The following is a 26,963-nucleotide window of genomic DNA, read 5'->3' on the forward strand; positions in this document are numbered from 1 at the left end:
TTTCGGTAGTCGTTACGCGCCATGAGGCGGCGTGAACCGACGTCCTTCGTGAACCGGCCGGTGGTGAGGCTGCTATTCGAACCATTGCCCGTTTGCTCGGAAAGATCGAACTTGAGATAGGCCTGGGTGAGCTCGAGGGCGTTCACCTCCGTGGTGGAGGCCGTCGAGTTCGGTTTCTGCAAATAGCCGCGGCTGTCGAACACTTCGCCGCCGATCTTGATCTTGTGGCCGGTATCGTACTCGGCGTAAATGTTGGTACGGAGTGCGAGTAACACGTCGTCCTGCGGGGCAGGCGCCGGACGGAACTGGTTGTTGATCCCTTCGATGCGGGACCGGAAACTGCCCCCGATCTTGAGATTGTCGGGTCGTCCGAGTGCGTCGTAGAGCGTGAACACCGGCTTCGTCGTGTTCGCCTTGAAGTAAGGAAACGTCAGCGCCTGAACCTGCTTTTCCGACCAACCCTGAACATAGGTATCCGCCCAGCTCGGGGCGGCGAGTGGGGCATAGCCCTGCCTTCCCTGCGCCTGCCGCTCGGCCTGCGTTTTTGAACATACGTCAGGTTCGCTGCATCCGCCTTCATCGTGTAGTGAACGCGCCTGCGCCGGATTCGATGGGATGGCGACAAGCAGGACGGTGGACAGGAACGCCAGCCCTGCTGTCGAGCCGAGGAAATAACTCTTCAAACTATTCATATCATCCCCCCCATGCTGCTCTGTCATGCGGGTTCGGATCCCCGCTGAGCTGCAACATTCGAAAAACGTTTCGCGCAGTCGTTGGCTGACCGCAGCCGTCCGCGCATGCCGGGGCGCTCCTCATTAACGAGGAACGCGCGCGGCCACCCAGAACAGCGATCATCTAAAAACAGGACGACTCGGGATGCCCCCCGGCCGATAGCCTATCGATATGTTTCTCGCTATACATCGTACAGCGCGGTGTCAACATGCAGGCATCTCTTTTAGGTGAGGGAAACTTCCGGGTGGGACTGAAAGGCAACACTAAAGCCGGTTCATGCAACCGATGATTGCCGCTCTGCGATCATGACGGTTTTGCGCGTAGCGCTCGTGATCAACCGTGAGATCAAACATGGTGACCGCTCGGCGCGTGACGCGAGAAATCACCTTTGGTTCTTCATCTTCGTGTCCGATCGTCACGACAACATTGATCTCAACATCGTCCACGGGGTGTATTGTTTCTACCTTACCGTCAGAATGAATTCCGAATGACTTCGGTTACACGTTATAGTAGTATATATATAATGTTATAGTAGTATATATATAATGAGGAAATGCCTCCGGTTGCTGGCGGGCAGTGCGGTCATATTCTTCGTAAAAGTCATTGAGTTCTGAATAAAGAATCTACCGAGAACGGATTGTCGGTGGGTTGTTCCGACATCAAAACCGCGCCAACGAATTTTGCTACCTCGGCTTTGGCTGCGTCGAGGTCAGACAAATCCACGATTACGGCATTGATCAGTGGATTCCCGTTTATAAAGTGAAAGCAATACTGCGGCATGGTGCTCCTCTCTCTGTCAGGGGACTCCATTGACCACTGAGGGTGAAGTGCCTGTGACGTTCGGCGCGTCGAGATAGACCGCGCCGCAGGTATCTACGCAATACGGTCCCCATTTGTTTTGGTGGCTATCGAGGGGAGACGCCTTGGCTGAGGGAGAGATTGAAAGTATCCGCGCAATACTGTCTTCAAAGCCTCGTCCGATCGGATGGGAGCAGCGAAGGCAACGTCTCGATGAGGTCGGCTCAATTTGGCCGGTGGCGGACGATGTAGAGCTGCGAACAGTCGGTTGCGGAGATGTAGCAGGGGAATGGTCGCTTTCGCCTGGGGCGGACGCCACACGGGTACTTCTGTATTTTCATGGCGGCGGCTACTGTTCGGGCTCAATTGCGAGCCATCGACGCCTTGTTACAGAGGCCGGGCGCGCCGCTGGTATAAGCACGTTGGCGATTGCCTATCGGCTAGCGCCGGAACATCCGTTTCCTGCTGCGCATGACGATGCCATGATCGGTTGGCGGTATCTGCGCCAGCAAGGCATCGACGCGCGGAATATTGTAGTTGGCGGCGACAGCGCCGGCGGCAATCTCACGATCGCCCTGATCAACGCCTTGCGAGAGGCGAACGAAGATTTGCCGGCGTGCGCGTGGCTGATTTCACCCTGGACTGATCTCACCATGTCCGGAAAGACGTTGGAGAGCAAAGATCATATCGATCCAATTATCCATCGTGGCTACCTGGTGGAGCTAGCTGATGCCTATGCTCCCACATCACTCGACCGCAGGAACCCACTTCTTTCCCCTTTGTTTTCGGTCCTTGCAGGATTTCCACCGACGCTCATTCAAGTCGGCTCTGCTGAAACATTGCTCTCGGACTCAACACGTTTTGCGGAAGCTGCCGCGGAAGCCAACGTTGCGACGACTTTGGAGGTGTGGCCAGAAATGATTCATGCGTGGCCTCTCTGGAATGCCGGCCTTACGGATGCACGGCTGGCGCTCAAATCAGCCGGACAGTTCATGAAACGCAGGTTGTTAGATCGAGTCCCCTAGGCTTATGAGAATTGCAAGGTTTCGGCATTTGCAACAAGCCTAGGGTCTGACGAGATTTGCCGACTGTCTCGGTAGATTGGCAAGCTGCCCTGAAGCAGACCCTTTGGCTTTGACCTTTGTCTTTTGAGTGTCACCTGAGAGATGTTCCGCCGTCTCACGCAACAGATCGATTGTCTGCAGCGTGACCTCCGCATGCCGGGACGGGATCAAAATCCCGGCCTCCTGGAAGGCTTCCAAAATAGCGATCCTTAGATCCGCGGTCACGTTGCCGCCCGCACGCACATCGACAAAAGCGTAAAGTTTGAACGTGAGGCCATCTACCCCAAAATCTTCAAAATCGAACGACGGCGCAGGCAGTGTCAGGACGCTGGGATGGTCCTGCGCGACCTTGAGCAGAATCGATTTGACCGCCCGCGGATCGGAGCCATTCGCAACCTTAACCGGGATCGCGATACGACGTCTGTTATCGCGCAATGTCCAGTTCTTCACCTTCTCCGTGATGAAGTAGGAGTTCGGAATCACAACACTCGCTCGCTCAGACGTCTCGACCTCGGTCGAACGCACGCTGATCTTGCGAACATAACCCTCTTCGCCTCCGACGACGACCAAGTCACCGACCCTGATGGGGCGCTCAGCCAGAAGGATCAGCCCCGACACGAAATTATTGACGATACTTTGCAAACCGAACCCGATGCCGACGGAGAATGCGCCGGCCAGGATCGCGAGATTGGATAGGTCGAAGCCTGCGTAAGAGAAGGCCACAAGCGTTGCGATGACGACGCCGCCGTATCCCACTCCAACGCGAATCGAATCGCGAAGGCCGCCCGAAATACCCGCCGCCTTGAGAACCCGCTCATCGAGCCAGCCCTGGAAAAGTCGCGCGGCGCCATAGGCGAGCCCGAACACCATCACCGACGCGAGGAGCACCGCAATGGATACTTGGGTGTTGCCAACCCGGAAACCGAAGAAGAGCTGCGAGTACCAGTCGTAGACTTCCGGCCAACTGTACCCCCACTGGAGTAAAATGAGGGGCACCGACAGTATGACCACGATGGCTTTAAGGAGCAGGCCAATCGGCAGAGCCAACTGCTCGTGCCGCTGGTGTTGCTCACCAAAGCTTTCCTTGAGCCAGCGGCCTGTCGCTGCACGGTCGTCGCCCAAGCCCTGCATCAGCCCATCGACCCACAGCAGCAGGAGGTAGGCAAACGCCATAATGGAGACGGTTACGACCAATTGTTGCGCGAGAAACCGGGCAAGCGCCAGGTATCCGGCAAATGTCGAGATGATGATCGCGACAACTGCAATCCAAACAGGGGCCCGCAGCACGGCGAGGAGCCGCGGTGAGAGGCTTTGGTCCTGGTGCTGCCCCTCTAGCGGCGTAAGAAGGATGGCAACGATGATTCCGGCCAAAAGCAGGCTCGACGGAAGCGCAACCGCGATCGTCAGCGCAAAGGGAGCCTGCACAACACGGGTGACCATGTAGAGCAAACTGGTCACGCCGTACACGATTGCGAGCGCCAGAAGGAGTCCGCAAATTCGACGTGCTGTGCGATCAGAGACGGGGATCAACCGCCAATGCGGCATCCTCGGTGCGAACGCGCTGATGACGAGCACGCTGACCGCGAGAACGGTGATGATGGATTGCGCAGTCGTGTACAGCAGCCAATCGACACGTTTAGGCAGTTGATGCGTGTCGGCGACCAGCCCGTAGAGGAAAGCGATCGGCAAGACCGGCAAGAGCCACAACAAGGCGATGGCGCCCGCGACTGCAGCCCGCCGCCAGAATGGCTGATCAACGTCCTCGGATCGCCGGCGGCGCAACCGCCAGGTTCCCAAGGCGGCGGCAACAGCGAGCCCGAGCATGAGCAGTCCGGATTCGAAAACGAGGAGCTTCACATCGTCCTGATCGCCAAGACTGCCCCACCAGTCGGCCACGATGTCGCGAACGCGGTATGTGGCCAATGGAACATAGTTCGGCACACTCGACCAGGTCTCGGACGAGTAAATGCCAGGTAGCGGCTGCAACAGGCGCGTCGCGAAATTCTTTCGACGGATGTCTTGGATGGCATCGATGAGCTTGTCGATGCGCAGATTGGCGGAGTCGATCTCCTTCTGACCTCCGGTCAACACCCCATGGTAGTAGGTCCGGTCGGCCCGACTTCGCGCGACGTCGTCCGGCTCGGGTGGTTGACCGGCGGCCGGCGCCGGCCCGAGCAGGCCCAATTGGTCCTTGGCGGCTGCGAGTACAGGTTCAAGTTGCTTGCCAAAGCTTCCAATCTCGCTGCGAACGCGCTGGAGCTTGTCACGGAGGTCGTTCAGTTCGGAATAGCTCAAGCGGGGCTTTTTTAGGTCACCTTCCAGGCGCGAAAGCTCCTGCTCCCAGCCGTTGATACTCTTCTCGATGTCAACGCCGACATTTTTGTTGGCACGTGTAACGATCTCGGCCGTGTTGAGCGAAGCAGCAGGCTGTTTTGCTGGCTGCGCGGTGGCTGGCGCATCCGAAGGAGAATCTGCCCGCTGCGTCACATCTGGTTTGGGCGATGTCGGCGCCTGTGCGGTCTGAGCCTGAGCGCCGGCCACAACCAGCATAGAAAAGAGACTCAACGCCCACGCTACGACCCACAGTCGGCGGATCATCGGCAGTTCTCCCTTATTCGATGGCAACTTTGAAATCCAAACGGTAGATTCCCCTCAGCCGTCTCCGAAAACTTGATGGCCAGACAATGACCAATTGTGCGATTCCGGGGTCAGCTATGGTGGTGCGTGTATCGTTTGAGACCGGCGAACCCACAATCCGAGCCCGCGCGGCCCGTCTCCGCAACTCCACCCGCTCCGACGGTTGCTACCGCTTTGCCCTATTGCTCCAAAGGAATCACTGAATAGCCTGGGAGGATTCGATTCTCACGGTCAAGGGCCGCCTTGGCGCAGTCTCGAGCAGCTGCAAGCGGCAAGGCAATGGCCCATTTGGGAGGTATCTTCGCGACGAATCGGGAATCTATCCGATCAATTGGTGTTGATCTCCTCCGCGGCGGGATCTTGAATATTATAAAGGGGTATCTTGTAGTGCTTACGCGCCCACATGCATATTCAAGATAGTAGGGTATCTACTCTGTGAATAGTGAGCAGCACAATGACGCGCAGAACCGTGCTTGGCGAGGTGTCACTGACCGGTTCGGAAGCAAGCTGCGATCAGCTTTACTGGAATCGCGCTTCGGATCTTCTTTTTGCTGTGCGTCCCTTGGGCGCGGGAGGCTTTGCGTATGAGGCCATCAATCCAGCCTTCGAGGCTGCCCTTGGAATTTCGTCACGGAAGATCAGGAAACTGGATGTCTTCGACTATATGGGCGCGGAAGACGCTCGATTAATTTGCTCAGCTTTCCAGGCATGTCTTGCACAAGGGAGCGAAGTCAGGGTCCGTCACGGACTTGCATTTGGAGGTTCAAGGCATGACACGGAGACGACGGCCGTTCCGGTCATCCAGCCAGACGGCTGTGTCCGATTGATCGGTAGCCACCGGATCTTGCGCGGGGAGGATGACATTCGTAGGAATGTTAGCCTTGCTTCCATTCAGGAGGACATCCATCAGCGGTTCGCATCCGAGCTCCATGACTCCACGTGCCAGCACCTGATTGCCGCAAGCCTTAGTCTCATGCGAATGCGCGCCCACCCAGGCGCTTCGATCAATGCCGAGAGACTTTTCGATGAAGTTGATGCATCCATCGGCGAGGCGTTAAAGGAAATCCGCGCATTCACTTATTTGCGGTATCCTCAAGCACTGACGGTCGATGGATTGAAAACGACGATCGAGTGCTATGCGCGAAGTTTCGCCACGCGAACGTCGCTGGATGTCAGTACGAAAATCACGCGCGCTGTCGACCGATTGCCAAAAGAGCATCAGCGTTTATTGCTACGGGTCACCCAGGAAGCGCTTACGAACGTATTTCGGCACGCGAAGGCCACCAAGGTCAAGATTGTCCTTGAGGCAACTGATGCTCACATCCGCCTTATGATCAGCGATAACGGATGCGGCCTGTTAGCCGCGCGTGCGGGCCGCGGCGTGAAGGCAATATCCACCGGTGTTGGAATTCCGACAATGAGCGCGAGGCTGAAACAGATCGGCGGCAGACTCGAAATCCATTCAGATCCGGCAGTGCCGCACTCTGGCACGACGGTATATGCTGTGTTCGCTCATGGCTTTACGACGAAGGTGCGTAAACGGAAGACGGTAGCGGCGCCTGCCAAGGCCAAAGCAAATACGCCATAAAACGCAGAGTTTAACGATTCCCGGGGTCGCGGGCCGAAGTCAAACTCGTGCCACTGGTCGCGAATTGCCGCTTTTCCCAGAATAGAATCTCGGTGAGGGTGCGGACATATTTTGGGACGCCAGATCCATTAATGGGATTCGCCATCATAGATAGTTCTACCTAGTGATTTATCCTGAGGTTCGAGAATGTCCTCCGGAGAACTTCTGGAAGATGAAACGAATTCTCATAGCGGACGCCATGCCGCCGTCCGGCTTGGGTTGCGTGCGGTGCTTGAGCAGCGTCCCGGTTGGGAGGTCATTGCCGATGTGGATGACGGCAGGAGGGCGTTCGAGGTCGCCCTTGAGAAGCGCCCCGACGTTGCAATCCTGGACTTCTCGCTCCCGCATATGACGGGAGTCGAAGTTGCGCGACTCATCAGCAAACATTTGCGGGAGACGGAAGTCCTAATCTTTACTGTGCATGAGTCCAGGGTGCTGGCACAGGAAGCGTTTCGGGCCGGTGCGCGCGCATATCTGGTCAAATCTGACGCAAACAAGATGTTGTTGGCGGCCGTAGAGGCTTTAATGATGCATAGGTCGTTCGATGATGGGCGGTTTAGCGCCGGGCCGCGCCGCGAACAGAACGGCGCGGACGCAGGGGGCCAGAAGCTCTCTCCGCGCGAGCGGCATGTGGTCACGCTGGTGGCCGAAGGCTACAGCAATAAAAAGATTAGCTCCCTCCTCAATCTCAGTGTGAAGACCACCGAAGCTCATCGTGCGACGGCCATGCGGAAATTAGAGATCAATTCAATCGCAAGCCTCGTGCGATACGCGGTGAGGTCCAACATGATAGAGCCGTAACAGACCGGCGATTGATCTTTCCAATAATCGCAGGACTTGAGGAAATATTCTCACCTCACTTCGTTTGCGGGCATGGATTGGACCAGCAACAATCTCTGATGAGGTGGACATCACGTAGTTCATCGCGGAATCGTTGGCAGATTGGCCCGGATGCGCTCAGAAAAATCTGATTTTCCGTCGGCGGCCTGCGCGGCTTCATTGATGAGAGAGCGTCGCCTCAGTTCTTCGAACGGCAACGTCGTGTCCACTCGGCCCGAGTGATAAAGATAGCTATCGATCAATCCGTTGAGCAGGTGGCGGATATCGAACCGCCCCTGCCTGCCTGCGGCATTGGCGTAGCGGATAATATTGATGGTGCAGCTATTGGTCAGCAGGTGATAGAATTCAGGCGTGTCGGCAAGTTCGTTGATCCGGTTCAGATAGACAAGAAATAGCCGGCGCGCACTCTCCGCAGAGGTATTCAGGCGATATAAATATACCGGTTCGTGGCGGTGATTGGTGCGCACACCCACCAGGTCACGTTCGCTGCCGACTATGTAGATCAATTCAAATTGCTTGAAGAGGGAGGCGACGGGCGCAAAGCCTTCGCCAACCTCCGGCCGTGTTTCGATGGAGATGCTCAACGGCTCGGCATTGTCGAATATGAAGCTCACGAAGGTGTGCCCGACTGGCCCCTCAGCAAAGTAGGCTACGTAGAAGTCGAGACCGGTCAGATGAGACAGCTGAACATCCCGCTCCTGGTAGCGGACCGTGAAGTCGCTCCGGCTGCGATAGTCGAAGTCGCGGACGCCAGTGAAGTGCACATTGTCGCCGTCGATGATGGCTCGTGGCATCACCGCGACTTCCTGTCGCCAGGGACGATCATGCGAAGGGGGAATGGCTATCCACCATGCGACCACGCCGACGAACAGCAGAGCCGCCATCACGGACATGCGTCGCCGATGGGAAAACCAGATGGCCCAAATCGTGAACGCTGCAAAGACTATCGCTAGCGCGATGCGTAATCCGGGCCATGGGAGATTTGAATAGTAGATGGCCAGAGTCGCCCATGTGAGGGCCAGAGCGAGACAGAAAAAGCCAAAAGCCTTCTTCAGCCAGCGCAAAGATGAAGTCAGAAACCTGAAATGCACACTCATGGCTTCTTCCACCAGCGTCGTCGAACTATTACAGATGCCGAACGTAAGATCGCATCAGATATCATGAACAGCGGCATGCCAGCAAACGACTGTCTGTCAGGTTTTATTTGCCAAGCGCGATTCGCCAAATCGTTGCCGGTGATCAAAACTAATCTTGTGTCCATCTCTTGCTTCCGAACGCCGTTGCGCTACCATCGCAATATATATTTTCAAGCAATGAAGTGTTGCGCAATCCGACATCGCTTCAAGGCGCATCGCTGATGAAAGTTGGCAGCATAGTTCGCGATCGTCCGGTACTGTTTTTGTACGGATTGATGATTGTTACGCTTGCGGCGTTACTGCCGATTCCACCCTTGCTGCAGAACCAGGACTATCATCAGTTTGCCGATCAGCGCGAAGTGTTCGGCATACCGAATTTCTGGAATGTCGTGTCCAATCTTCCATTTATCGCCGTGGGCGCGGTTGGTCTCGCGCAGTTCGGACGCAGCGCAACAACTTTCGTATTATTTGGCGGAATTTTCCTAACCGGGTTCGGCTCATCCTATTATCATCTCAATCCCAGTGACCAGACGTTGTTCTGGGATCGATTACCGATGACGCTTTGCTTCGCCGCGATACTTTCGGCGGTGGTTGAGGAGCGCGTGGATCCAAAGGCCGGCGCGGTGTTGCTGCGGCCGCTGCTTGCAGTCGGCATTTTCAGTCTTCTGATGTGGCGCTGGACAGATGATCTGCGACTATACGCGTGGGCTCAATTTTTCCCATTTACTGCACTGGTGTTAATTCTAAGCCTGTTTCCGCCCAAATACACCGGCGCTTCCTACTGGGGCGCCGCTGTGGCACTTTATGCATTAGCCAAGTTGCTGGAGCATTATGACCATCAGGTTTATTCATTCGGTGGAATTCTTAGCGGACACACGCTGAAGCACCTTGCTGCGGCATCCGCCTGCTTCGCAATTCTGAAGCTATTCCAGGTGAGACGGCCGCTGGAAGCTATTGCTCGTAGTGATTAGCTCCGCCCGGCATCGTGATGAACTGAACGATGGTCGACTTCCGGGACGACATTGAATGGGATTGAAATCGCGGCGCAGATTGATCGTCTCTCCGGATTCTGCCGGACCGTTTGGGAGTATCCCTCATGTCTCTGTTCGGGGTTTCTTCCGATAGACGTTGATGGGATGCCGCTATTAGCTTCAATGGGCCGGCAAGTCCGGATGCCATGCTGCAATTTCGGAAGCGATTTGATGGTAACCGGTGAAGTGCGGGATTGAGTGCGTGATGACTGCTTCGCGCTGTCTTGCCAGCGCCCTCAACACCCTCAGCCAGGTTCGGTTAACAATGCGAGGCGTGCCTCTTACGCGCAAGCGATCAGACACTTGTGTACACCGAGCTGACAGTCCTAGTTGTTAGGCGTTTCTGCTCTCATGTTGAGCGTAGTGCTTCGGAACTAATCTTCGGCCGCGTATGCTGAACTGCTGGCCTAATCCGGAGGGCGCCAAACGGACGACGCCGATCGCGGCGTCGCACTTCCGGATCGTCGAGATATCGTTATGAAGCGGCGCGTGATCAAAGTTCCCACCCGTGGGGGAGTGCCCATGTCAGATTCAGCCAAAGATAGAGATATTCTTGATCGGCGCGACTTCATGACCGGCTCCATCGCCGCTGCTGGGGCGGCGGCCATCGTCATCGGGGAAGCCGCCACCGCGACCGCGCAGCAGACTTCTGGAAAAGAGGAGGCGAGGGCCGGAACCATCTATACAGGTGAAACGGTTCAGGAGAGAAAGGTTGTCAGCCGGCTTGATGTTGCGGATCTCGAGCCCGGAAAAAAGCACCAGCTCTATTTTCAAGGTGTGCAGGCGCCGGGCGGCCAGTGCTGGTACGTGTCGGTCGTCGTGGCCAAGGGCGCTCGACCCGGCAAGCGTTTCACGTTGACCAGCGGCGTGCATGGCGATGAAATGAGCTCGATCCGCACGGTGCAGGCTGTGATGGAGCAACTCGATCCGAAGCAGATGTCCGGGACGGTCATGGCTGTGCTGGACATCGCGCGACCGGCCTTGGAGAGCATGCAACGCCGATGGCCCAATTCTGGGCGCGGCATCGGCCTCATCGACATGAATCGCGAGTGGCCGGGAAACGAGAACGGGGCGAGTGCCACGAGCCGTCACGCTGGCCTTCTATTCAACCGGCTTCTGAAACCGAACTCCGACCTTGCGATCGACTTCCATACCGGAGCTACGGGCCTGGAAATTGCTGCGTTCATTATCGGCGATCGCAGTATCCCCGACGTGAAGACCATGACGGACCTCTATCCCATCGGGCAAATGTGGGACGATGCCGCCTATCCCGGGGTTCTGCATAATGCGTTCGTCGACGCTGGCATCCCGTGCTTCACACCTGAAGTCGGCGCCGCGCGGATTCTCAACGGTGGCATGATCGACCTGTTTGTCGAAGGCACCACGAACGTTCTGAAGCATTACGGTGTGATCGGTGGCGCGATTGGGCGGACCGCGGCGGATGCCGGCATGAAGATCGGCAATGGGGCAGCTCCGATCATAGCAACCCACGGCGGTCTCATCGAATATCTGGCGAAGCTCGACGAGGAGGTCAAAGCCGGCCAGAAGATTGCCGTGCAACGAAACATGTTCGGCGAGACTGTTGCAGAATATGTTGCTGCGCAGAACGGGACATTGGCCGCCTATCGCACCGACTCGATGTCGGAGCCAGGGAACATATTGGCGTTCATTATGGTCCGCGAGCCGGATACTCCCGCTCGGCGTGGCGTGCATGCCGATACCGAACACTCTTATCCAGAATAGTGGATCGTCAAGATATGGAAAAAAGGGCGCCGAGGTTACAACGGCGGCAGCGGATGACTCTCGCTAATGACGATTTCGCCTCCATTAAATGAGGGGCAGTCGATGAACGACACCGTGCCAAATCCGAGTCGATTTGAAACCGGTCACAGCGTCCAGCTTCTCCTTGCGGTCTTTCTGATAACCGCTGCGCTTTACCTCGCGCGACCATTGTTTGAACCCATAGCCTTCGCACTCTTCGGTATGGCGCTCGTCTGGCCGATTCAAAAGGCGCTTGAGGCAAGGCTTTCGAAGTTTGCCGCGTTGTCTCTCACCATTCTTCTGACGCTTGTCATCATGCTCGTGTTCACGATGGCTATCGTCTGGAGCATTGATGACGTGGTCCACTGGACAATCGCCAACATCGCGAGCATTCAAGCCCTTTACGAGCGATGGACCCTGTGGCTGGCAGGGTACGGCATTTTCATCACGGAAGGGGTCGGTCAGTACGATGCCAGTGCGTTCGTCGGCGTCCTTCGGACGATCGCGTCTGGAGCGAATTACTTTTCCGGGTTCAGCATTGCTGTATTTCTCCTGCTTACGTTTGGTCTGACGGAACTGGACGATTTCAGAACGCGACTGGACTCGTTGGCACCCAAGATCGGGCAGGATATCTGTCGAACGACTGCAGAGATCGCCGGGAAAATTCGCAAATACATGATGATACGAACCACGGCCAGCATAGTAACAGGCTTGGCGGTCTTCGCTTTCACGTTCTCGATCAGCCTCGACCTGGCAACGGCCTGGGGGATCATTTCTTTCGTATTGAACTATATTCCATATGTAGGCACGCTGGTTGCGATTGTTCTTCCGGTGCTTTTCGCCAGCGTGCAGTTCGAATCCTGGCAGATGGCGCTATTTGTATTTTTTAGCCTGTACCTGATCCAATTTTTGATCGGAAGCTATCTTGAGCCGATCATCGCCGGTAGAACTCTCGCGATATCGCCGTTCGTGATGCTGGTTGCATTCTTTTTCTGGGCATTTCTCTGGGGGATACCAGGTGCATTCATAGGCCTTCCCGTAACAATCGCGCTCCTGACGATTTGCGAACAACATGCCTCACTGAACTGGCTGGCCAAATTGCTTTCAGCGGATTGAGGCGAAAGGACCATGACCTTTGTGACGCTGTCTCAAGAGCGCTTGACAATTTACCGCTGGCCTTGAGTGCGTCAGAGCCGATCAACATCGTTAGAGCGGTCCCAATAGTTTCCTAGCAAGAGATTGCGAAGCGTTGGCGTCCTGTCAGTCGGCCGTGCGAATTTGAGGTTTAGCCAACCTTCCGTGCGCGCGTCTCGTGGCGAAATGCCGAACTCTTTCTTGAACATACGGCTGTATGTGGAGGGATCCATGAAGCCATATTGCTCAGCAATGGCGAAGATCGATCGTCCGTCCGAACTGTCGGCCAGCGCGTCACGCGTCTTGCACAGGCGCGCACGCCGAATGTAATTCGCAACGCCTCCAACCGACTCGAAAATTCTGTACAGCCCGGAACGCGATACGCCGATCTCACGGCAGAGCAGGTCCGGCGTCAATTTTGGATCCGACAGGCGCTTCGCGATGATTTGAGAAGCGCGGTTCATGAGAACGACTTCGATCGGGCGCTGCGCCTCGGCGATCCGGTCGCGTGATGGTGCGAGACATGCGGCGAGCAGGCTGGTGGTTGCCGCAGCGATGTTCAGCGCGTCGGTACTCCTCAGATGAGGAAGCGAGCGATGCAGAAGAAGCATGTAGTCCGTCAGGAGTTGTTTCGAATTCCTGCGTATTTCAATTGTTGACGACTGGATGAAATGCAGATTGCGGGGCAGAACAAAAGCAAGGAAATCGGTTTTCTTTGATATGTATTCGAATGGGTCCGCGAAAGACTGCAAGCCTAAATCTCCAGCTTCAAAATCGTCTCTGGAATTCTGAGCTTTAGGTAACAGTAGGGTCAAATACCAATTGTCTATTGTGGGTCTGCTCAAATGCCGCCAACCAAATTGGCAATAGGGCAATGTGAGGTAAATGAAAGTCAACTTTCCAAAGTCCCACACCATTTGATGCGCCAGAAATGAGGAACACTCTTCTTGGAAAAGCGTGACTTCGGCAATGCCCGCGTACCAACTGCGAAAGAAGTCGAACTGCTCAGGGGGCAAAACGGAAGATGTGTTCATGTCGAGTGCGCATCGCAGCGGCTGCTCGCTGCTCGCCTTTAGTAGCTCGACTGCGGGAATCAGAGCATTCATGGCAAATTACCTCCAAATTGCAGGCATTCGCGCTATCAGCAGATGGACTACTCTAACACCGGGAGCCGGTGGGAACCAGATGCCCTGGCTCGACGGCCATCAGCCGTGTGGCTGGTTTGGCCGGCGTCTGCGACCGCATCTTGAATGTAAGATCCAGATCGTCTTCAGGGTGCGACCAGATTCTTGCGGATGGCATAACGGACTAGATCGGCTGTCGAGGACATACCCAGCTTTCGCATGGCCGATGCGCGATGGGTTTCTACGGTCTTCACGCTGAGCTTCAGAATTCCGCTGATGGATCTGTTCGTATGCCCTTCCGCAATGAGTTGAACGATGCCTTGCTCGCGCGGAGTGAGCACGACGTCCAGCTTGTTTTGCTTGTTGGTCTGATAGTGATGAAGTAATTTCTCCATTAGAACGCCGGTGAAATAGGGCCTGCCGTCCAGTAGTGCCTCGATTGCGGCAATCAAATGTTTTCCTGCATCTGACTTGAACAGCAAGCCACGAACGCCGGCCAAAATGGCCTCAGTCAACAACTCCTCATTTTCGTGCATCGTGAGGACCAAGATCGCGGCCTGCACACCCTTTGACTTGAGGCGGCGGCTTACTTCCAGCCCATTCATCAGTGGCATTGAATAATCTACGATGACGACGTCAGGCCGCGTTTCTAACGTCAGCGCGACAGCCTGCTCTCCATTGACGGCCTCTGCGCTGACGATCCAGTCGGCTCGCGTTTCGACAAGCGCGCGAAGTCCGGAGCGAACCACTTCGTGATCATCTGCTATGACGAAGCGCTTCACGGCGTCGTTCCCGTTTTCCGGCTCATCAACGTCGGGCAATAAAGAGCGCGATCAACTGCAAACCAGCAGTTACATTAGTGGCAACACCGGTGAATATCCCACAAAACCCTGAAAATTCCGGCCAAATGTACTGACTACCGCTCTTAGATGGCATGATCGAACGGCAGCCTGAGCGCATTGTACTCACGGTTCTGCCTGTGGCGAGGATCATTTGTTGGTGTGATTGCTCAGCACGAAATTTGGTCGTCGTTAAGGAACGGCGAGCCTGCTTCCTAGGGAAATCCCTGATGGGCAAGACGGGCTTCGGCAATCTAGGATGCTGGTTCACTCTAGGTGGCTCGGCGGGCTGGCCGATTGATGAACGACATGAAAACAGGCGGAACGTTCCGATCGGCGATGATCCCCCAGCAAGCCGCGAATCGTCAATGAGGCACCGATGGATGAAATTGAAGCTACACGAGACGATCGAACGAACCCTTCGGTGGCGCGGTCGCCGGTGACCCGCTTCGTTAGGGAGCAGTTTCCTTTTATCGTTGCACTGGTGCTGTCTATCGCCGGGGTCGCGTATACGAACGCGTCGCGCCAACCCCTCGTCGGCTATTGGGAATTTCTGGCAATCGCGATCGGCGTCACCGGCGTGATCAGCAAGTGGTCACAGGTGCACAGCAGAGAGGCGCGATGGCAACTCGTCTGGACCCAGGCGCTACACTGGATCGCTGTCTTAGTTGCGATGAACATCATAATACTGTCGGGCGTTAGTCAATTTCTGACGACACCAGCAATCAGTCTTGTTCTCCTTACGCTGCTTGCGTTGGGGACATTCCTCGCGGGCGTGAGCCTTCTGTCGCTACAGACCGCTTTCCTCGGTCTTGCGATGGGCGCAGCGGTTCCAATGATATCCTGGCTGAAGCAGTCTATTCTCTTATTTCTGCTGGCGGCTGTCTTTCTGATCGGCCTCGGCATCACGTTCTGGTTTCGCAATAGCGGTCAAACGAGCGCCGCATCCAGCCGACACAAAAGCCCCGATGAGATTTAGATGATGAGTCAGCGTCTCGCGACCATTTGCGTGTCTGCTTTGATTTGCATCGTTGCTCTTCCCGCCAATGCGGAGAGATTCAGGGTCGGCAGGCTTTTGTGCGCCAGTACACCGCGCGTTGGACAAGTTTTCGGCTCGGCGCAGGACTTGCGTTGCGTATTCCGGGCGGGAAACTCGGGGCGGCAGTACGTCTATGAAGGGAGGATCAGGCGCGTCGGTCTTGACCTCGGAGTGACCAGCGGAGCGGTCCTTTCGTGAGCCGTTCTTGCTAGGAACTCACGCATCGGTCCCGGCACCCTGCGCGGCAATTATGTGGGTGTCAGCGGTAATATCGCATTTGGGCCGGGCTTTGGAGCCAACGCGCTGATCGGTGGATCCCGCCGCACGATCATCCTCCAACCGCTATCGACCGAAAGATCGGTCGGGCTGAATTTCGCGGCAAGTGTTACCAATCTGACGCTCGGTTCAAGTCCGGCACGTTAGATCGGTGCACAATCGGATATTTTCCCTGCCCAAGTAGTTCCTCGTTCTTCGAGATGATTTTTGCCGGTCCGCCCATCATGTCCACGTATAGTGGCGCGGAGTCCTTCGGTGATAACGGGATCAGGTTAGCCGGATTGCCGTCGTAGTGGCCGAGGAAACGGTTGATTACCGCTCGCGCGTTGTTCTGCACATCCCCATGGTAGCTCCGCGCAGCCCACTGATCGCGCAGGCTCTTCGGCACCTCATACACGTTGTGAATCTCGTTGATAGTGACGCCTCGGGCAGCGTAGTGCAGCGCCTGCTTATTCAAGTTGGCGTAGGCGTCGCGTTGCGCGCGCAACACCTCTTGGATGCGTGCGTTGCCCCAGCGCGGCCAGCTGTGTCATCGTCATCGCTACTCCTTGTAATGCGCTCTCATCCAACTGACGCTTGAAGCTGAACAAAAATTGAAAAGGCGGACAACAGAAAAACTCCTAGGTAACCTTCGGCAATTACTAGGACCCGTTGCTGCTTGCCGCTGACAACCCCACGATCTTTTTATGGTCACGACTCTGTCAATATGACCTGGCGAACGATCTATTTGGTGCGGCGACTGAATGACTCGGCATACGCCTCGGTACGCGTATTAATGATCGGGTCATCCGAAGCTTCGATGCCGGTCGTCACATTGGTCGGCAGGAATAGCAGATCGTTCTCGATCTTCTTCGTATCCAACGCCTTGATGACTGCGATTTCTCCGAGTTCTATCGTCGGACGGCTATCCAGCCAGACTTTCGTAGCGTCCGCGGTTGGATCGTCAGCGGCGGCAACCTGCACCAAAAGGTGAAACTTGACCGGTCCTGCTTCGAGTGACGCCCGTAGATTGTCAGCTAATGCATTCGGAGGACGCTTCGCCGCCTCCTCGTCGGTTACGTAGGCCGGGCCGCTCTCCGGTACGATGCGATAGCGGCCAAACTTGCTCGTTTTTTGCGTGTTGGTAAACTTGAACGCGTTCACGCCGAAGAAGGGTTGCGTGCCGTAACTGACAGCCACAGGCCGAGGCGTGGTGACAAACGCTGCTGCCGCAGGGTGAATCGACAAGAATTTCTCGACCGGCGTCGGCTTGGGGACATTGGGACCGCTCGCACCGACGGCTTGGAGCAGAGCTAGAAAATCCTCGCCGGTTGCCACCGGAAACCCGTTGGCCGATATACAGACAATGTCTTGCTCGCTGCCATCCGAGAGACGAAACTTGATGGCCATGCCGCGGATACCGCCGGTCGAAGGGTGGGTGTCGGGCGCATCAGGGACGCCGCCTGCATTTGAGAATCGAATGACCAACGGCGTCGGAGCGCCTTTGAGAAATACAGCCGAGCTGAAGGAGTCCGCGCCTTGCGCCGGCGTGAAGATACCTTCAAACACGGCACCCTTGGCGTGGTTCGCGCGAACGCCCGTATGCTGGCCGTAGCGCGCGTTCATTTGATTGACCAGCCGAACGCCAAGCGGCTCGTCTTCGGCGCAAACGTTGGTAGCTCCTACCGCGATCGCCGCGAAGAATGCGATGCTCATAGCAAGACGTTGAAACGATCGCACGATGATCCTCTCTGATTACGAGAAGCGTATAAGGAAAGCTGCTAAAGGAGAACAGAACACCAGCGGTGAGTCTAAACTAAATCGCACGCCCAATATAGTCGGAACGGCAGACTGAAAACCATTTGCTCATCGTATTGGCTTCCTTCCTTCAATGCCGACGGTCAGCGCGAAGGTCCAAACGCCTTACCTCCATCCCCGCCATGTGCCGCTGGAAACGCGAGCGCGAGATAAGAGGCCGAGCCCGCGACGGTGCCAATGAGGAGGCTCGACATCATGCCGATACGCGGGATCAGCCAACCGGCCATGAAGGTGGCACCAAGCGCGATCCAGAAACCGAAGACCTCGGTCACGGGCGCGATGTCGGTATTTGTGAATCCCTGGTGCTTGAAGAGCGGCACCGATGAGGACAGCCGCCTGTTTCTCCGGTGGACGCACGCTCGTGATACGCCAACCGTCGAGCACCAGATCGAGCGTTGCGCCCGCGATTCCGAGTGCGATTGAGAAACCGACTGTCCACCAGATCCAATATCCTGGATTGCCAAAAGCGATCCCGGTCAGCATGGCCATGACAGCGAGAATGGCCACAATCAACCAACCGCGCCGCCGCCCGAGCATACGTCCGATTATCGGCGGATCGTATTGATCGAGAAATGGCGTCACACGAACTTGAATTTGTAAGCGAGGGTCAGCTTTGTTGACGCGAGGGGATCGTCGCTCCAATGTGCTACGGCTGGTCCAAGAAGTTCTTGGAGGCCGGTAAACGCGATTGACGGGCAATACATCCGCTCCGCGACCTTTGGCAAAGTGAAGGACTTTGGCGAGAGCTTATGGATGGACGTTTGATGAGGGGCGGGGGCTTCTCACGACGGAAGTATACCGACGCGCATGGAATAGGCCGTCACGTCGCGACGGAAATCGACGATCATTCGTTCGAATAGTGCGAATGCTTCAAGCTGAAATTCCGCAACGACCTTGTGCGGCGGAAGCCCGCGGTCGCCGATCCTGCGCTTGAGATGGTCGAGGCGTTCCGATTGCTCTGACCAGAGGTGATCGATTAGCGCCATCATCAGCCGGCGAAGGATATCAATAAACATCGTCTCACCCATGCTGGCTATCTTGCCGTCGATCCAGCGATCGGCCGCCGCAGTGATGAGCTGGGTGAGGACCTTTGCGTCGGCTTTGGGATCGCTCGATGGAGGTCTGATATCAATGGCAAGAGTCAGGACGGACCGGATGGCGTGATCCAGCCCGGCAATGTCCCATGGAGCGGTTGGCGTGGCGAAACGATTTATCAGGTCGTCGACCGTCTCATGACGCAGGCGCTTTACCAACATGAGCGTGTCGCTTCCATCGCGGATGCTTTGCCGCAAATCGAAAACGTTGTCGCGCTGGCGTTGAATGATTGTGTCGAAACGCAGGAGTCCAAGGCGGCGATCGAAACTGCGCATTTCATGCCGCTTCTGCGCCGCCTCGATCAGGAGGGTCGCAACCGAAGGCGCGATCGTGGCGGCTTGTTCTGTTAACAGTGTTGGTGGCGCGTTGATCGCAGCAGTCCGCAGAAACTCGTCTTGAAGCGAGGCGTGAATAACCGATCGCCCCGGATCGCCTTGCCTTCCGGCACGACCGCGCAATTGTTCATCCATCCGCCCGTGATCGTGATGGGTGGTGCCGATAACCAGCAGCCCGCCTGCGGCAATCACCCTGGCGCGTGTTAGCGCATCGGCGTGTTCGCCGCCAAGCCGTATATCCGTGCCCCGGCCGGCCATTGCGGTGGCGATCGTCACCGCGCCCGGAGCGCCGGCTTCAGCGATGATCTGGGCTTCGCGGGCGTGATGCTTGGCGTTAAGGACGGAGAAGGTGCGGCTTGAACCTGGATTCTGAGCTGGTGCGTTTTGCTGCCGCCAGCCGTTGGCTTCAAGCATCGCTGCCAATGCTTCCGATCGTTCGATTGATGGAACGCCGATCAGCACGGGCTGACCGCGCGCGGCGGCGTCTTCCAACTCCCGCAGGATCGCTTGAAACTTACCGGCGGCGGTGGAGTGCAGCACGGTTTCGTCGACACGGATCATCGGTCGGTGTGTCGGGATTGAAATCACGTCGAGGCCGTAGATATCTCGGTATTCTTCTGTATCCGCTTTTGCTGTGCCGGTCATGCCAGATAGCTTGGCGTAGCGCTGGAAATAGGTCTGGAACGTGATCGAGGCGAGCGTACGTGTTTCCTCTCCGATGGCGCAACCTTCCTTGGCTTCGAGGGCCTGATGCAGCCCTTCATCATAGCGCCGCCCTGGCATCGGTCGGCCCGTCAGCCGATCGACAATGGTCACGCTGCCGTTCTCAACCACATAGTCGCGGTCGCGCGCGAGCATCACATGAGCCCGCAGCGACTGCATGACGTGGTGGAGCAGCGAGATCGACGCAATGTCATGCAGCGTCGTCGAAGCCTTCAGCAATCTTTGTTGCTGCAGCCGCAATTCGATCTCACTGTATCCCGCCTCGGTCAGCGCGACGCGCCGACGATGATCTATCTCGTAGTGCGAGGGCTGCAACGAGGCGACCTCGGCATCGATCGCGTGATAAAAGCCGGAGTGATCGCCAAGCGGCCCAAACAGCGCCAAGGGCATGCTGGCCTCGTCGATCAGGGTAGCGTCGGCCTCGTCAACCAATGCGAATGCATGGCCGCGCTGCACAGTTTCCGCGGCCGAAAATTTCAGGTTGTCGCGCAGATAGTCGAAACCGAACTCGCTGGCGATGCCATAGGTAATATCGCAACGATAGGCTTCGCGCCGGCTGTCGTCGTCCATCTCCTGCGTGATGACGCCGGTGCTGAGTCCGAGCAAGTCGTAGAACGGCCGCATCCAGGCGGCGTCGCGTTCAGCCAGATAGTCGTTCGGCGTGGCGACGTGAACGCCCCGGCCCGTCAAAGCATTGAGCGCGCAGACGAGCGCGGCGGTTAGCGTCTTGCCTTCACCGGTCTTCATCTCAGCGAGATGACCGTCATGAAGGGCGAGAGCGCCGATGATCTGCACCGGAACAGGGTGCTCGCTCAGCGCACGCCACGCAGCTTCGCGAGCCAGCGCGAAAGCCTCTTGCTTGATCCCATCGATGGCCGAGCCGGCCTGCACCCGCCGGCGCAGTTCGGCAACGCGATCAAGCAGCCCGCCGGAAGATAATCGTCGACAATCCGATTCCTGGGCAAGGATCCGGTCGGCTGTCGTTTCGTATTGTGTCAGTTTCCGACGAGTGCCGAAACTAAGCGCGCGCCTTGCCAGGCGTGGGATCATTGAAACTCAAAAAGAATCGGCATCGTAAAAGCAAACTGAGTACCGCCGACGTCGTTCGGAGGCTGAGGCAAGGGCTGCGCGCGTTGCAGGAGTTCGAGCGTTTCACGATCGAGAGCTGCAGAACCGCTGCCTTTCGCGATTTGGCTGGAAATAACGTGACCATTGCGGTCAACGATGAAGAACACCCGCGCTGTTCCGGTTTCATGGTGGGCCTGGGCATCCCGCGGGTATCGCTTATTGCGCTGAAGGTGAAGGGCCAGCTTCCGTTTCCAGCTCACGAGTGGCGCCTTACGTGCAGCCGCGGCGGTTGGCGCCGTCGTGACGGACGAGGCGACCACCGGTGGCGTTGCGTTCGGAGTCTTTTCTTTCTCTTCTTTTTTCTCCTCCTCCTGTTTCTTCTGCTCAGGAGGGGTCTCCAGCGCAACATCCGGTTCGGCTACCTGCGGAAGCGGCGGTTCGGGCTCCGGCTCCTTCTCGGTCTTGACTTCGGCCTTCTCCTGAGGCGGAGGAGCCTCGTCGGTCTGCATTTGCTCTTCGCCCGGTGCGACGTCTCGGGCCTCGGCGTCGCGGAATGACTCAGTCGTAAAATCGACTTCGATTGCCGTGACGGTATCGAATGTATCTCCTTCGGCCGGAGTCATGAGCAGCGCGGCCGCGACCGCGCCATGTAGCGACAACATTGCAACGAAGCAGGTGCCCCAGCGCAGCATTTCTTTCCGCGTAACGTGGCTGTAAAGGCGCGACATGCTCATTGCGCGGTTTCCCCGGCTCCGCTCGCGGACTCAAGCCCGACCAGGGCGATCTTCAGATACCCTGCAGACCGCAAATCGTTCATCAGCGACATCACCTCGCCATAGGGAACGGTCTTGTCAGCGCGAACGAACAGACGCTTGCTGTGATCCGACGATGTCAGCGAGGCCAGCGAGGCAGCTAGCGCCATACGCGAGAGCGGCGTCTCCCCGACCGCCAGCGTACGGTCGGCCTTGAGCGTAATGAAGATCGGCTTTTCCGGACGTGGCTGGCGCACCGCCGTCGATGCCGGCAGGTCGACAGGGATGTCGACGGTCGCCAACGGCGCGGCAATCATGAAAATAATCAATAGCACGAGAATGACGTCGATGAACGGCGTCACGTTGATGTCGCTGACCTGCGTCATCTCGTCCTCGGACGATGCCGACTGAAGCGAAACGCCCACGGGTGTTACTCCTTACTCCGCAGCTATCCGATGAGGTATCATCTCCGCACGATTGAGATCTCTGCTCACCATGCGCATCAGCTCCGCCGAGCCGTCTCCGAGTAAGCCGCGATAGCCGGTGATGGAGCGCGAAAACATGTTGTAGATCATCACCGCCGGAATCGCCGCGACAAGCCCCATGGCTGTCGCCAGCAAAGCCTCGGCGATGCCAGGCGCGACGACGGCGAGGTTGGTGGTTTGCGTCTTCGAAATGCCGATGAAGGCATTCATGATGCCCCAGACGGTGCCGAAAAGCCCGACAAACGGCGCGGTCGATCCGATAGTGGCCAGAATGCTGGTCCCGCGGGTCATGCGCCGTGACGCGGCCGCCTCAATGCGGCTGAACAGCGAAGCGACTCGTTCCTTGACCCCGTCATGGTTCATGGCGTCCTGCGAACGATGAATCTCAACGCGCGCGGCCTTGGTAAGGATGGCTATATCACTGCCGGACTGCTGCAATATCTTGCTCGCCTCATCGAGTGAGCGAACGTCTTCCACCCTATGAAGGTCGCGCACAAGTCTGCTTCGCGCGCTGAGCAACTCAATTGTCTTGGCAAGCCATACCGACCAGGTCACGACAGAAGCGAGCGCCAGACCGATCATCACCGCTTTCACAATGGAGTCGGCCGCCATGAACATGCCTATAGGCGTCAGTTCATGCGGCAGGATCGATTCGGAGACCTCGACTAGTTCGGTCGCCGGCGGCGTTTGATGTTCGACTGACGGCGTCGCCGGCGCAGCCGATTGCTCGGCGGGAGACGTTTTTGCGTCAGGTACGGCCTGCGACGTGGGTTGCTGGGAATTAAGTTGTGTCGTCTGCGGTGCCGCAGGCGTTGATTGCACGCCTAGCGAAGGATTTTGGCCAGAAGAAACGGCGTCGTGCGAGCCGGGCCGCGATAATGACTGAGCGTAAGCGGGGTGCGGTCCAACCGCCAACATCACCAACATCAAGAGGCTTGCAAGCCCGACCGCTGAAGCCTTTGCGATCCGCATTCGGTCGTTTCTCACCATTGTATGTGAGACATTCAAAGACAGCTTCATGGTGAAAAACTCTACAATCATGCACCGGTCTGGGCCATCCGAGCGGGCCAAGAACGAGTGCGCAGGCATCTGGCGAGTGGTCTAGCGTCTGGACTTTCCAAATCAAACAGGCAAACCGGCAAACATTTTTAGAATCTCTTTAAGAGACGCAGCGAGGAGACGCTGTTTACTCGCGCGGGTTGATTTCGTTTGGGATACGCAGATGGACGGCGTTAGAACTTCTATAAAAGGCTTCAAATTGTGCCTCAGATATATTGCTCAACGACAATGTCTAAAGCTAATGACGGACCGCCGTCGCGGATACTGTTTCTGTTTCCGTAGGGGTCGGCAATCGAGGAATTGGGGGCAATGGTTATTTCATCGGCAGATCATACGGGTGGTACAAGCAGTGTTGACAGACAAACAGAGGATACGTCGGTAGTTGGATGGGGGAGAGCAATGATCGGCGTTGCCGCGGTCATGTTGATCCCCGATTTCGCCGATGCTCAGCCAGCGCCCAGCGGAGAAGATCTTCCGCAGGTTCGTGTCACGGCGCCAAAGCGGCAAGCCAAGAAAAGAACCACACATCACGCGCCTGCACACGTTGCCCCAGCGCCAGTTGCCGCTGCCACGTCGAGCAACGTTCAGGTCAATCCCATGCTCGGCGACGCGCATGGCGTCACTGGCTATCAGGCGCCTGCGCAGGCAGGAATGGCCCGTCTTCCGGTGCCGCTCTCCAATACTCCGCAAACCGTCAACGTGGTGACGCAGCAGGTGATCCAGGAGCAGCGGGTTCTCACCATGGAAGATGCGCTGCGAACGGTGCCGGGCATCACCTTCGGCGCCGGCGAAGGCGGCAATCAGGGGGATACGCCGATTGTGCGCGGCTTCGCGGCACGCGGCGACATGTACCGCGACGGCCTTCTCGATCCGGGCTGGTACACGCGCGACATGTTCAGCAGTGATCGCGTCGAAGTTTACAAAGGGCCGTCGGGATTTGCCTTCGGTCGTGGTTCGACTGGCGCCGCGATCAACACCGTCTCGAAGGTGCCGCAAGCGACCACCTTCGTGAATAGCACCGTCAGCGGCGTCAGCAGCGGCGGTTATCGCGCCGATGTCGATGCCAATGGGACACAGGGGAATTTGTCCGGCCGCATTGCTGCGATGTATCAGGACATTCCTGTCCAGGACCGAAATCACATTTTCGCAAGGCGCTGGGGTGTCGCGCCGTCGCTCAAAGCGGAGTTTACGCCGGATACCCGCGCAATCTTCAGCTATGTTTATCAAGGCGAGGATGGCGTGCCGGATTACGGTCATCCATATCTGCCGCCGCCGGTTTACAGTTCGGTGACCGGCGCGAGGACCAACCCTGGCTATTTCGGCAATGGCACGGCGACACCGCCGATACCGGTTCCCCGCCAAAATTTTTACGGCGTGGCTGGTGGCCCTCTGGCCGACCGTCAGGTCACTAATACCCACATCGCGACAGCCCGGTTCGAACATGATTTCGACGACGGCTTGAAGATTTCGAACTCGACCCGATACGTCAGTGTCGACCGCATGGCGCGGCCGACCCCACCGCGTAGCCTTGGTGATGCGAATAGCACTTTCGTGGTACCTCAGCCAGCAGCTGGGCCTGCGATAGCGCCGCCGCCGCCGGGCTATCCGGTCGAACTGATGACGATCGGGCGTCAACACTTCGAGACGTTGACCGATAACACGCTGTTCATCAATCAGACCGATCTGACCGGCAAGTTTCACACCGGCAGCTTGGAGCATACCTTCACGCTGGGTGCTTTAGCCTCGCAGCAAACCCGCGCTCAGATACGTGCCAATTACTGCTTGCCAACCGATCCGGCGTGCCGGACCAGCGCCTTTGCTCCGGTCGATACGACCTATGGTGGACCGAACAACGGTTTCCTCTTGCCGAACTACACTATCTCGACGGACTACGCGGTTTATGGCTTCGATCAGGTTAAGATCAACGAGTACTTCGAATTGCTCGGATCGATCCGCTACGACGATTTCCGAACGACCTATACCAATCTCGCGGCGGTACCGCCCGCGAGCCAGCAGCTCAGTCGGGCCGACCAGATGGTCGCCTGGCGCGTCGGCGGTGTCTTTCATCCGACCCATAATGCAATGGTCTACGCTGCCTATGGCGTGTCGAATAATCCGGCGGCGGAGTTCGACGTGCTGAGCGACGCCGGCAACAACGCGGCGAACTCCAGGCTAGCTCCCGAGCGCAACACGACGATGGAAGTCGGCACCAAGGTCGATCTTCTACACGGCAAGTTGACGTTGAGCGGTGCGGTGTTCCGTATCGAGAAAACCAACATGCGCATTCCGATCGATCCGGCCACGAATGCGGCGCTGGTGCTCGGCGGTGTGGCGCGCGTGGATGGTGTGGAAGTGGGCGCCGCGGGCAAGCTCACCGATAAGTGGGGCGTGTTCGCGGGCTACAGCTATCTCGACTCCAAGATCCTCAATACGACCGATCTTGCGCAGTTGGGCAACCAGCTTCCCCAGACGCCACCGCATAACTTTACGCTGTGGACCACTTACGAACTGACGCCACTGTGGACTGTCGGTGGCGGTGCCGTTTATGCGGCGCAAACCTTCGCCAATGTCCAGAACACAAACTACGTGCCCAACTACTGGAAGCTCGATCTGATGACGAGCTATAAGCTCACGAAGGACTCGATGCTGCAGCTCAACATCTACAACCTGACGGATGAGCTGTACTACGCCCAGTATTACCAGGGTCACGCCGTTCCGGCCGCCGGGCGGACCGCGATGTTGACTTACCGCTATAGCTTCGTGCCGCCGCCGCCGGTCGCACCGGATTATCCGGTGAAGGCCGAGCGTTACGTGAGCAAATAACTTTTACGGTAGGTCGAGGATAACGATATCGGAGCCGGCGTCGTAAGGCGCCGGCTCTTTATCTCAAGGAGCGCCCCGGTGCTAGTGCGAGTTCCGAATGTCTTGACGCCGGAGCAGGTGCAACATTGCCGAGATGTGATGGCGCGTGCCGAATGGGTGGACGGGCGGATTACGGCCGGGCATCAATCGGCGCAGGTTAAGCGCAATCTGCAATTGCCGGAGGGAACGCCGGAAGCCCGCGAGCTCGGTGACATTGTACTGGCGGCCCTCAACCGCAATCCGCTGTTTGTGTCCGCGGTGCTTCCGAAGACGATCTTTCCGCCGCTGTTCAACCGCTACGATGCTGACGGCGAGATGAATTTCGGCTCGCACGTCGACAACGCCATCCGTATGGTTCCTGGCACAGGAATGCGTGTGCGGACTGACGTCTCGTCGACGCTGTTTCTTTCGTCTCCGGAGGAATACGACGGAGGCGAGCTGGTCATCGAGGACACCTACGGTACCCATTCCGTGAAGCTGCCGGCCGGCGACATGATCGTGTATCCTGGCACCAGCGTCCACCATGTCACCAAGGTGACCCGGGGCTCACGTGTCGCGTCGTTCTTCTGGACCGAAAGCATGATCAGCGAGGCGTCGCGACGCGCCATGATGTTCGATCTGGATATGTCGATCATTCGTCTCAACGCTGACCACCCCGAGCATCCGACCGTGGTGTCGTTGACCTCACTTTATCACAACCTGCTGCGACAATGGGCGCAGACCTGAATCCAACGTGCATGGCCCGAGCG

Annotated in this window: 22 protein-coding genes and 2 pseudogenes; 11 read left to right on the forward strand and 13 right to left on the reverse strand. The window is 57.2% G+C overall.

From position 1 onward, the window contains the following. Positions 1 to 692 (reverse strand): annotated as a pseudogene (locus AC1RT6_RS00005) (hypothetical protein); the annotation flags it as partial. A gap of 345 nt (positions 693 to 1,037) precedes the next feature. Here AC1RT6_RS00005 and AC1RT6_RS00010 point away from each other — a divergent pair. Further along, positions 1,038 to 1,223 (forward strand): hypothetical protein, encoded by a 186-nt coding sequence (locus tag AC1RT6_RS00010; protein ID WP_158081569.1) that lies wholly within the window; start codon positions 1,038 to 1,040, stop codon positions 1,221 to 1,223. Between the two features lie 109 nt (positions 1,224 to 1,332). Here the strand turns inward: AC1RT6_RS00010 and AC1RT6_RS00015 are convergent, their stop codons facing one another. Further along, positions 1,333 to 1,512, reverse strand: a complete 180-nt coding sequence (locus tag AC1RT6_RS00015) for a DUF6894 family protein (protein WP_472790312.1) — start codon at positions 1,510 to 1,512, stop codon at positions 1,333 to 1,335. Between the two features lie 143 nt (positions 1,513 to 1,655). Here AC1RT6_RS00015 and AC1RT6_RS00020 point away from each other — a divergent pair, with 143 nt between their 5' ends. Next, a complete protein-coding gene (locus AC1RT6_RS00020; protein ID WP_079448482.1) occupies positions 1,656 to 2,555 on the forward strand; it encodes an alpha/beta hydrolase in 900 nt (299 codons plus the stop codon). Positions 2,556 to 2,594: 39 nt separating this feature from the next. Here AC1RT6_RS00020 and AC1RT6_RS00025 read toward each other — a convergent pair whose 3' ends face one another. Continuing rightward, a complete protein-coding gene (locus AC1RT6_RS00025) occupies positions 2,595 to 5,192 on the reverse strand; it encodes a mechanosensitive ion channel family protein (RefSeq protein ID WP_472790310.1) in 2,598 nt (865 codons plus the stop codon). A 493-nt stretch (positions 5,193 to 5,685) separates the two neighbouring features. Here AC1RT6_RS00025 and AC1RT6_RS00030 point away from each other — a divergent pair, with 493 nt between their 5' ends. Together AC1RT6_RS00030 and AC1RT6_RS00035 are read left to right on the forward strand one after the other, a co-directional pair. Beyond that, positions 5,686 to 6,819, forward strand: coding sequence for a sensor histidine kinase (locus AC1RT6_RS00030; protein WP_079448484.1), 1,134 nt, complete (start codon positions 5,686 to 5,688; stop codon positions 6,817 to 6,819). Between the two features lie 186 nt (positions 6,820 to 7,005). After that, positions 7,006 to 7,659 (forward strand): response regulator, encoded by a 654-nt coding sequence (locus tag AC1RT6_RS00035; protein WP_472790306.1) that lies wholly within the window; start codon positions 7,006 to 7,008, stop codon positions 7,657 to 7,659. 119 nt (positions 7,660 to 7,778) lie between these two features. On the opposite strand, the gene AC1RT6_RS00040 is transcribed toward AC1RT6_RS00035, so the two are convergent. Further along, positions 7,779 to 8,807 (reverse strand): Lnb N-terminal periplasmic domain-containing protein, encoded by a 1,029-nt coding sequence (locus tag AC1RT6_RS00040; RefSeq protein WP_309775359.1) that lies wholly within the window; start codon positions 8,805 to 8,807, stop codon positions 7,779 to 7,781. Positions 8,808 to 8,962: 155 nt separating this feature from the next. Here AC1RT6_RS00040 and AC1RT6_RS00045 point away from each other — a divergent pair, with 155 nt between their 5' ends. The 3 genes from AC1RT6_RS00045 to AC1RT6_RS00055 all read left to right on the forward strand — a co-directional run bounded on the left by AC1RT6_RS00045 (position 8,963) and on the right by AC1RT6_RS00055 (position 12,742). Beyond that, positions 8,963 to 9,805 carry a ceramidase domain-containing protein gene (locus tag AC1RT6_RS00045; protein ID WP_079448486.1) on the forward strand — a complete coding sequence of 281 codons (843 nt, stop codon included), beginning with the start codon at positions 8,963 to 8,965 and terminating at the stop codon, positions 9,803 to 9,805. Between the two features lie 582 nt (positions 9,806 to 10,387). After that, the gene (locus tag AC1RT6_RS00050; RefSeq protein WP_493028838.1) at positions 10,388 to 11,608 is read left to right on the forward strand and encodes a M14 family metallopeptidase; all 1,221 of its coding nucleotides are present in this window, start codon (positions 10,388 to 10,390) and stop codon (positions 11,606 to 11,608) included. A 102-nt stretch (positions 11,609 to 11,710) separates the two neighbouring features. Beyond that, positions 11,711 to 12,742 carry an AI-2E family transporter gene (locus tag AC1RT6_RS00055; RefSeq protein WP_472790302.1) on the forward strand — a complete coding sequence of 344 codons (1,032 nt, stop codon included), beginning with the start codon at positions 11,711 to 11,713 and terminating at the stop codon, positions 12,740 to 12,742. Between the two features lie 71 nt (positions 12,743 to 12,813). Here AC1RT6_RS00055 and AC1RT6_RS00060 read toward each other — a convergent pair whose 3' ends face one another. Both AC1RT6_RS00060 and AC1RT6_RS00065 read right to left on the reverse strand, forming a co-directional pair. Continuing rightward, positions 12,814 to 13,866, reverse strand: a complete 1,053-nt coding sequence (locus tag AC1RT6_RS00060; protein WP_079448490.1) for a helix-turn-helix domain-containing protein — start codon at positions 13,864 to 13,866, stop codon at positions 12,814 to 12,816. Between the two features lie 164 nt (positions 13,867 to 14,030). Further along, on the reverse strand, positions 14,031 to 14,666 hold the full coding sequence (locus AC1RT6_RS00065; RefSeq protein ID WP_079448492.1) for a response regulator: 636 nt from the start codon (positions 14,664 to 14,666) through the stop codon (positions 14,031 to 14,033). 436 nt (positions 14,667 to 15,102) lie between these two features. On the opposite strand from AC1RT6_RS00065, the gene AC1RT6_RS00070 reads away from it, so the two are divergent. Together AC1RT6_RS00070 and AC1RT6_RS00075 are read left to right on the forward strand one after the other, a co-directional pair. Continuing rightward, positions 15,103 to 15,702 (forward strand): hypothetical protein, encoded by a 600-nt coding sequence (locus tag AC1RT6_RS00070; protein ID WP_472790297.1) that lies wholly within the window; start codon positions 15,103 to 15,105, stop codon positions 15,700 to 15,702. A gap of 3 nt (positions 15,703 to 15,705) precedes the next feature. Further along, a pseudogene (locus AC1RT6_RS00075) lies at positions 15,706 to 16,185 on the forward strand (DUF992 domain-containing protein). Here AC1RT6_RS00075 and AC1RT6_RS00080 read toward each other — a convergent pair. From AC1RT6_RS00080 to exbB, 7 genes are all read right to left on the reverse strand, one after another. Next, complete coding sequence (locus AC1RT6_RS00080) at positions 16,148 to 16,528, reverse strand: alkyl sulfatase dimerization domain-containing protein (RefSeq protein WP_472790295.1); 381 nt, start codon at positions 16,526 to 16,528, stop codon at positions 16,148 to 16,150. The pseudogene AC1RT6_RS00075 and the gene AC1RT6_RS00080 overlap by 38 nt on opposite strands. 233 nt (positions 16,529 to 16,761) lie before the next feature. After that, positions 16,762 to 17,757 carry a catalase family peroxidase gene (locus AC1RT6_RS00085; protein ID WP_139372935.1) on the reverse strand — a complete coding sequence of 332 codons (996 nt, stop codon included), beginning with the start codon at positions 17,755 to 17,757 and terminating at the stop codon, positions 16,762 to 16,764. 161 nt (positions 17,758 to 17,918) lie between these two features. Further along, a complete protein-coding gene (locus tag AC1RT6_RS00090; protein WP_472790293.1) occupies positions 17,919 to 18,107 on the reverse strand; it encodes a hypothetical protein in 189 nt (62 codons plus the stop codon). 510 nt (positions 18,108 to 18,617) lie between these two features. After that, a complete protein-coding gene (gene secA / locus AC1RT6_RS00095; RefSeq protein WP_079448151.1) occupies positions 18,618 to 21,038 on the reverse strand; it encodes a preprotein translocase subunit SecA in 2,421 nt (806 codons plus the stop codon). Continuing rightward, on the reverse strand, positions 21,035 to 21,790 hold the full coding sequence (locus AC1RT6_RS00100; protein ID WP_079448150.1) for an energy transducer TonB family protein: 756 nt from the start codon (positions 21,788 to 21,790) through the stop codon (positions 21,035 to 21,037). Before AC1RT6_RS00100 ends, secA begins: the two co-directional genes overlap by 4 nt. Then, entirely contained in the window at positions 21,787 to 22,194 is a 408-nt protein-coding gene (gene exbD / locus AC1RT6_RS00105) for a TonB system transport protein ExbD (protein WP_079448154.1), read from the reverse strand. Before exbD ends, AC1RT6_RS00100 begins: the two co-directional genes overlap by 4 nt. A gap of 51 nt (positions 22,195 to 22,245) precedes the next feature. Continuing rightward, positions 22,246 to 23,265 carry a tonB-system energizer ExbB gene (exbB, locus tag AC1RT6_RS00110; RefSeq protein WP_472790291.1) on the reverse strand — a complete coding sequence of 340 codons (1,020 nt, stop codon included), beginning with the start codon at positions 23,263 to 23,265 and terminating at the stop codon, positions 22,246 to 22,248. A 486-nt stretch (positions 23,266 to 23,751) separates the two neighbouring features. Here exbB and AC1RT6_RS00115 point away from each other — a divergent pair, with 486 nt between their 5' ends. Together AC1RT6_RS00115 and AC1RT6_RS00120 are read left to right on the forward strand one after the other, a co-directional pair. After that, positions 23,752 to 26,175 (forward strand): TonB-dependent receptor, encoded by a 2,424-nt coding sequence (locus tag AC1RT6_RS00115; RefSeq protein WP_139372934.1) that lies wholly within the window; start codon positions 23,752 to 23,754, stop codon positions 26,173 to 26,175. Positions 26,176 to 26,253: 78 nt separating this feature from the next. Beyond that, complete coding sequence (locus AC1RT6_RS00120) at positions 26,254 to 26,940, forward strand: Fe2+-dependent dioxygenase (protein WP_079448149.1); 687 nt, start codon at positions 26,254 to 26,256, stop codon at positions 26,938 to 26,940. Positions 26,941 to 26,963: the final 23 nt, after the last annotated feature.

Source organism: Nitrobacter sp. MLSD-S21 (assembly GCF_058809865.1).

Coding starts and splice junctions, on each gene's coding strand:
- AC1RT6_RS00030 (WP_079448484.1), top strand. CDS start 5,686: ATGACGCGCAGAACCGTGCTTGGCGAGGTGTCACTGACCGGTTCGGAA.
- AC1RT6_RS00115 (WP_139372934.1), top strand. CDS start 23,752: ATGATCGGCGTTGCCGCGGTCATGTTGATCCCCGATTTCGCCGATGCT.
- AC1RT6_RS00060 (WP_079448490.1), bottom strand. CDS start 13,866: ATGAATGCTCTGATTCCCGCAGTCGAGCTACTAAAGGCGAGCAGCGAG.
- AC1RT6_RS00070 (WP_472790297.1), top strand. CDS start 15,103: ATGGATGAAATTGAAGCTACACGAGACGATCGAACGAACCCTTCGGTG.
- AC1RT6_RS00055 (WP_472790302.1), top strand. CDS start 11,711: ATGAACGACACCGTGCCAAATCCGAGTCGATTTGAAACCGGTCACAGC.
- AC1RT6_RS00100 (WP_079448150.1), bottom strand. CDS start 21,790: ATGAGCATGTCGCGCCTTTACAGCCACGTTACGCGGAAAGAAATGCTG.
- AC1RT6_RS00035 (WP_472790306.1), top strand. CDS start 7,006: ATGTCCTCCGGAGAACTTCTGGAAGATGAAACGAATTCTCATAGCGGA.
- AC1RT6_RS00010 (WP_158081569.1), top strand. CDS start 1,038: ATGACGGTTTTGCGCGTAGCGCTCGTGATCAACCGTGAGATCAAACAT.
- AC1RT6_RS00025 (WP_472790310.1), bottom strand. CDS start 5,192: ATGATCCGCCGACTGTGGGTCGTAGCGTGGGCGTTGAGTCTCTTTTCT.
- secA (WP_079448151.1), bottom strand. CDS start 21,038: ATGATCCCACGCCTGGCAAGGCGCGCGCTTAGTTTCGGCACTCGTCGG.
- exbD (WP_079448154.1), bottom strand. CDS start 22,194: ATGACGCAGGTCAGCGACATCAACGTGACGCCGTTCATCGACGTCATT.
- AC1RT6_RS00050 (WP_493028838.1), top strand. CDS start 10,388: ATGTCAGATTCAGCCAAAGATAGAGATATTCTTGATCGGCGCGACTTC.
- exbB (WP_472790291.1), bottom strand. CDS start 23,265: ATGCGGATCGCAAAGGCTTCAGCGGTCGGGCTTGCAAGCCTCTTGATG.
- AC1RT6_RS00015 (WP_472790312.1), bottom strand. CDS start 1,512: ATGCCGCAGTATTGCTTTCACTTTATAAACGGGAATCCACTGATCAAT.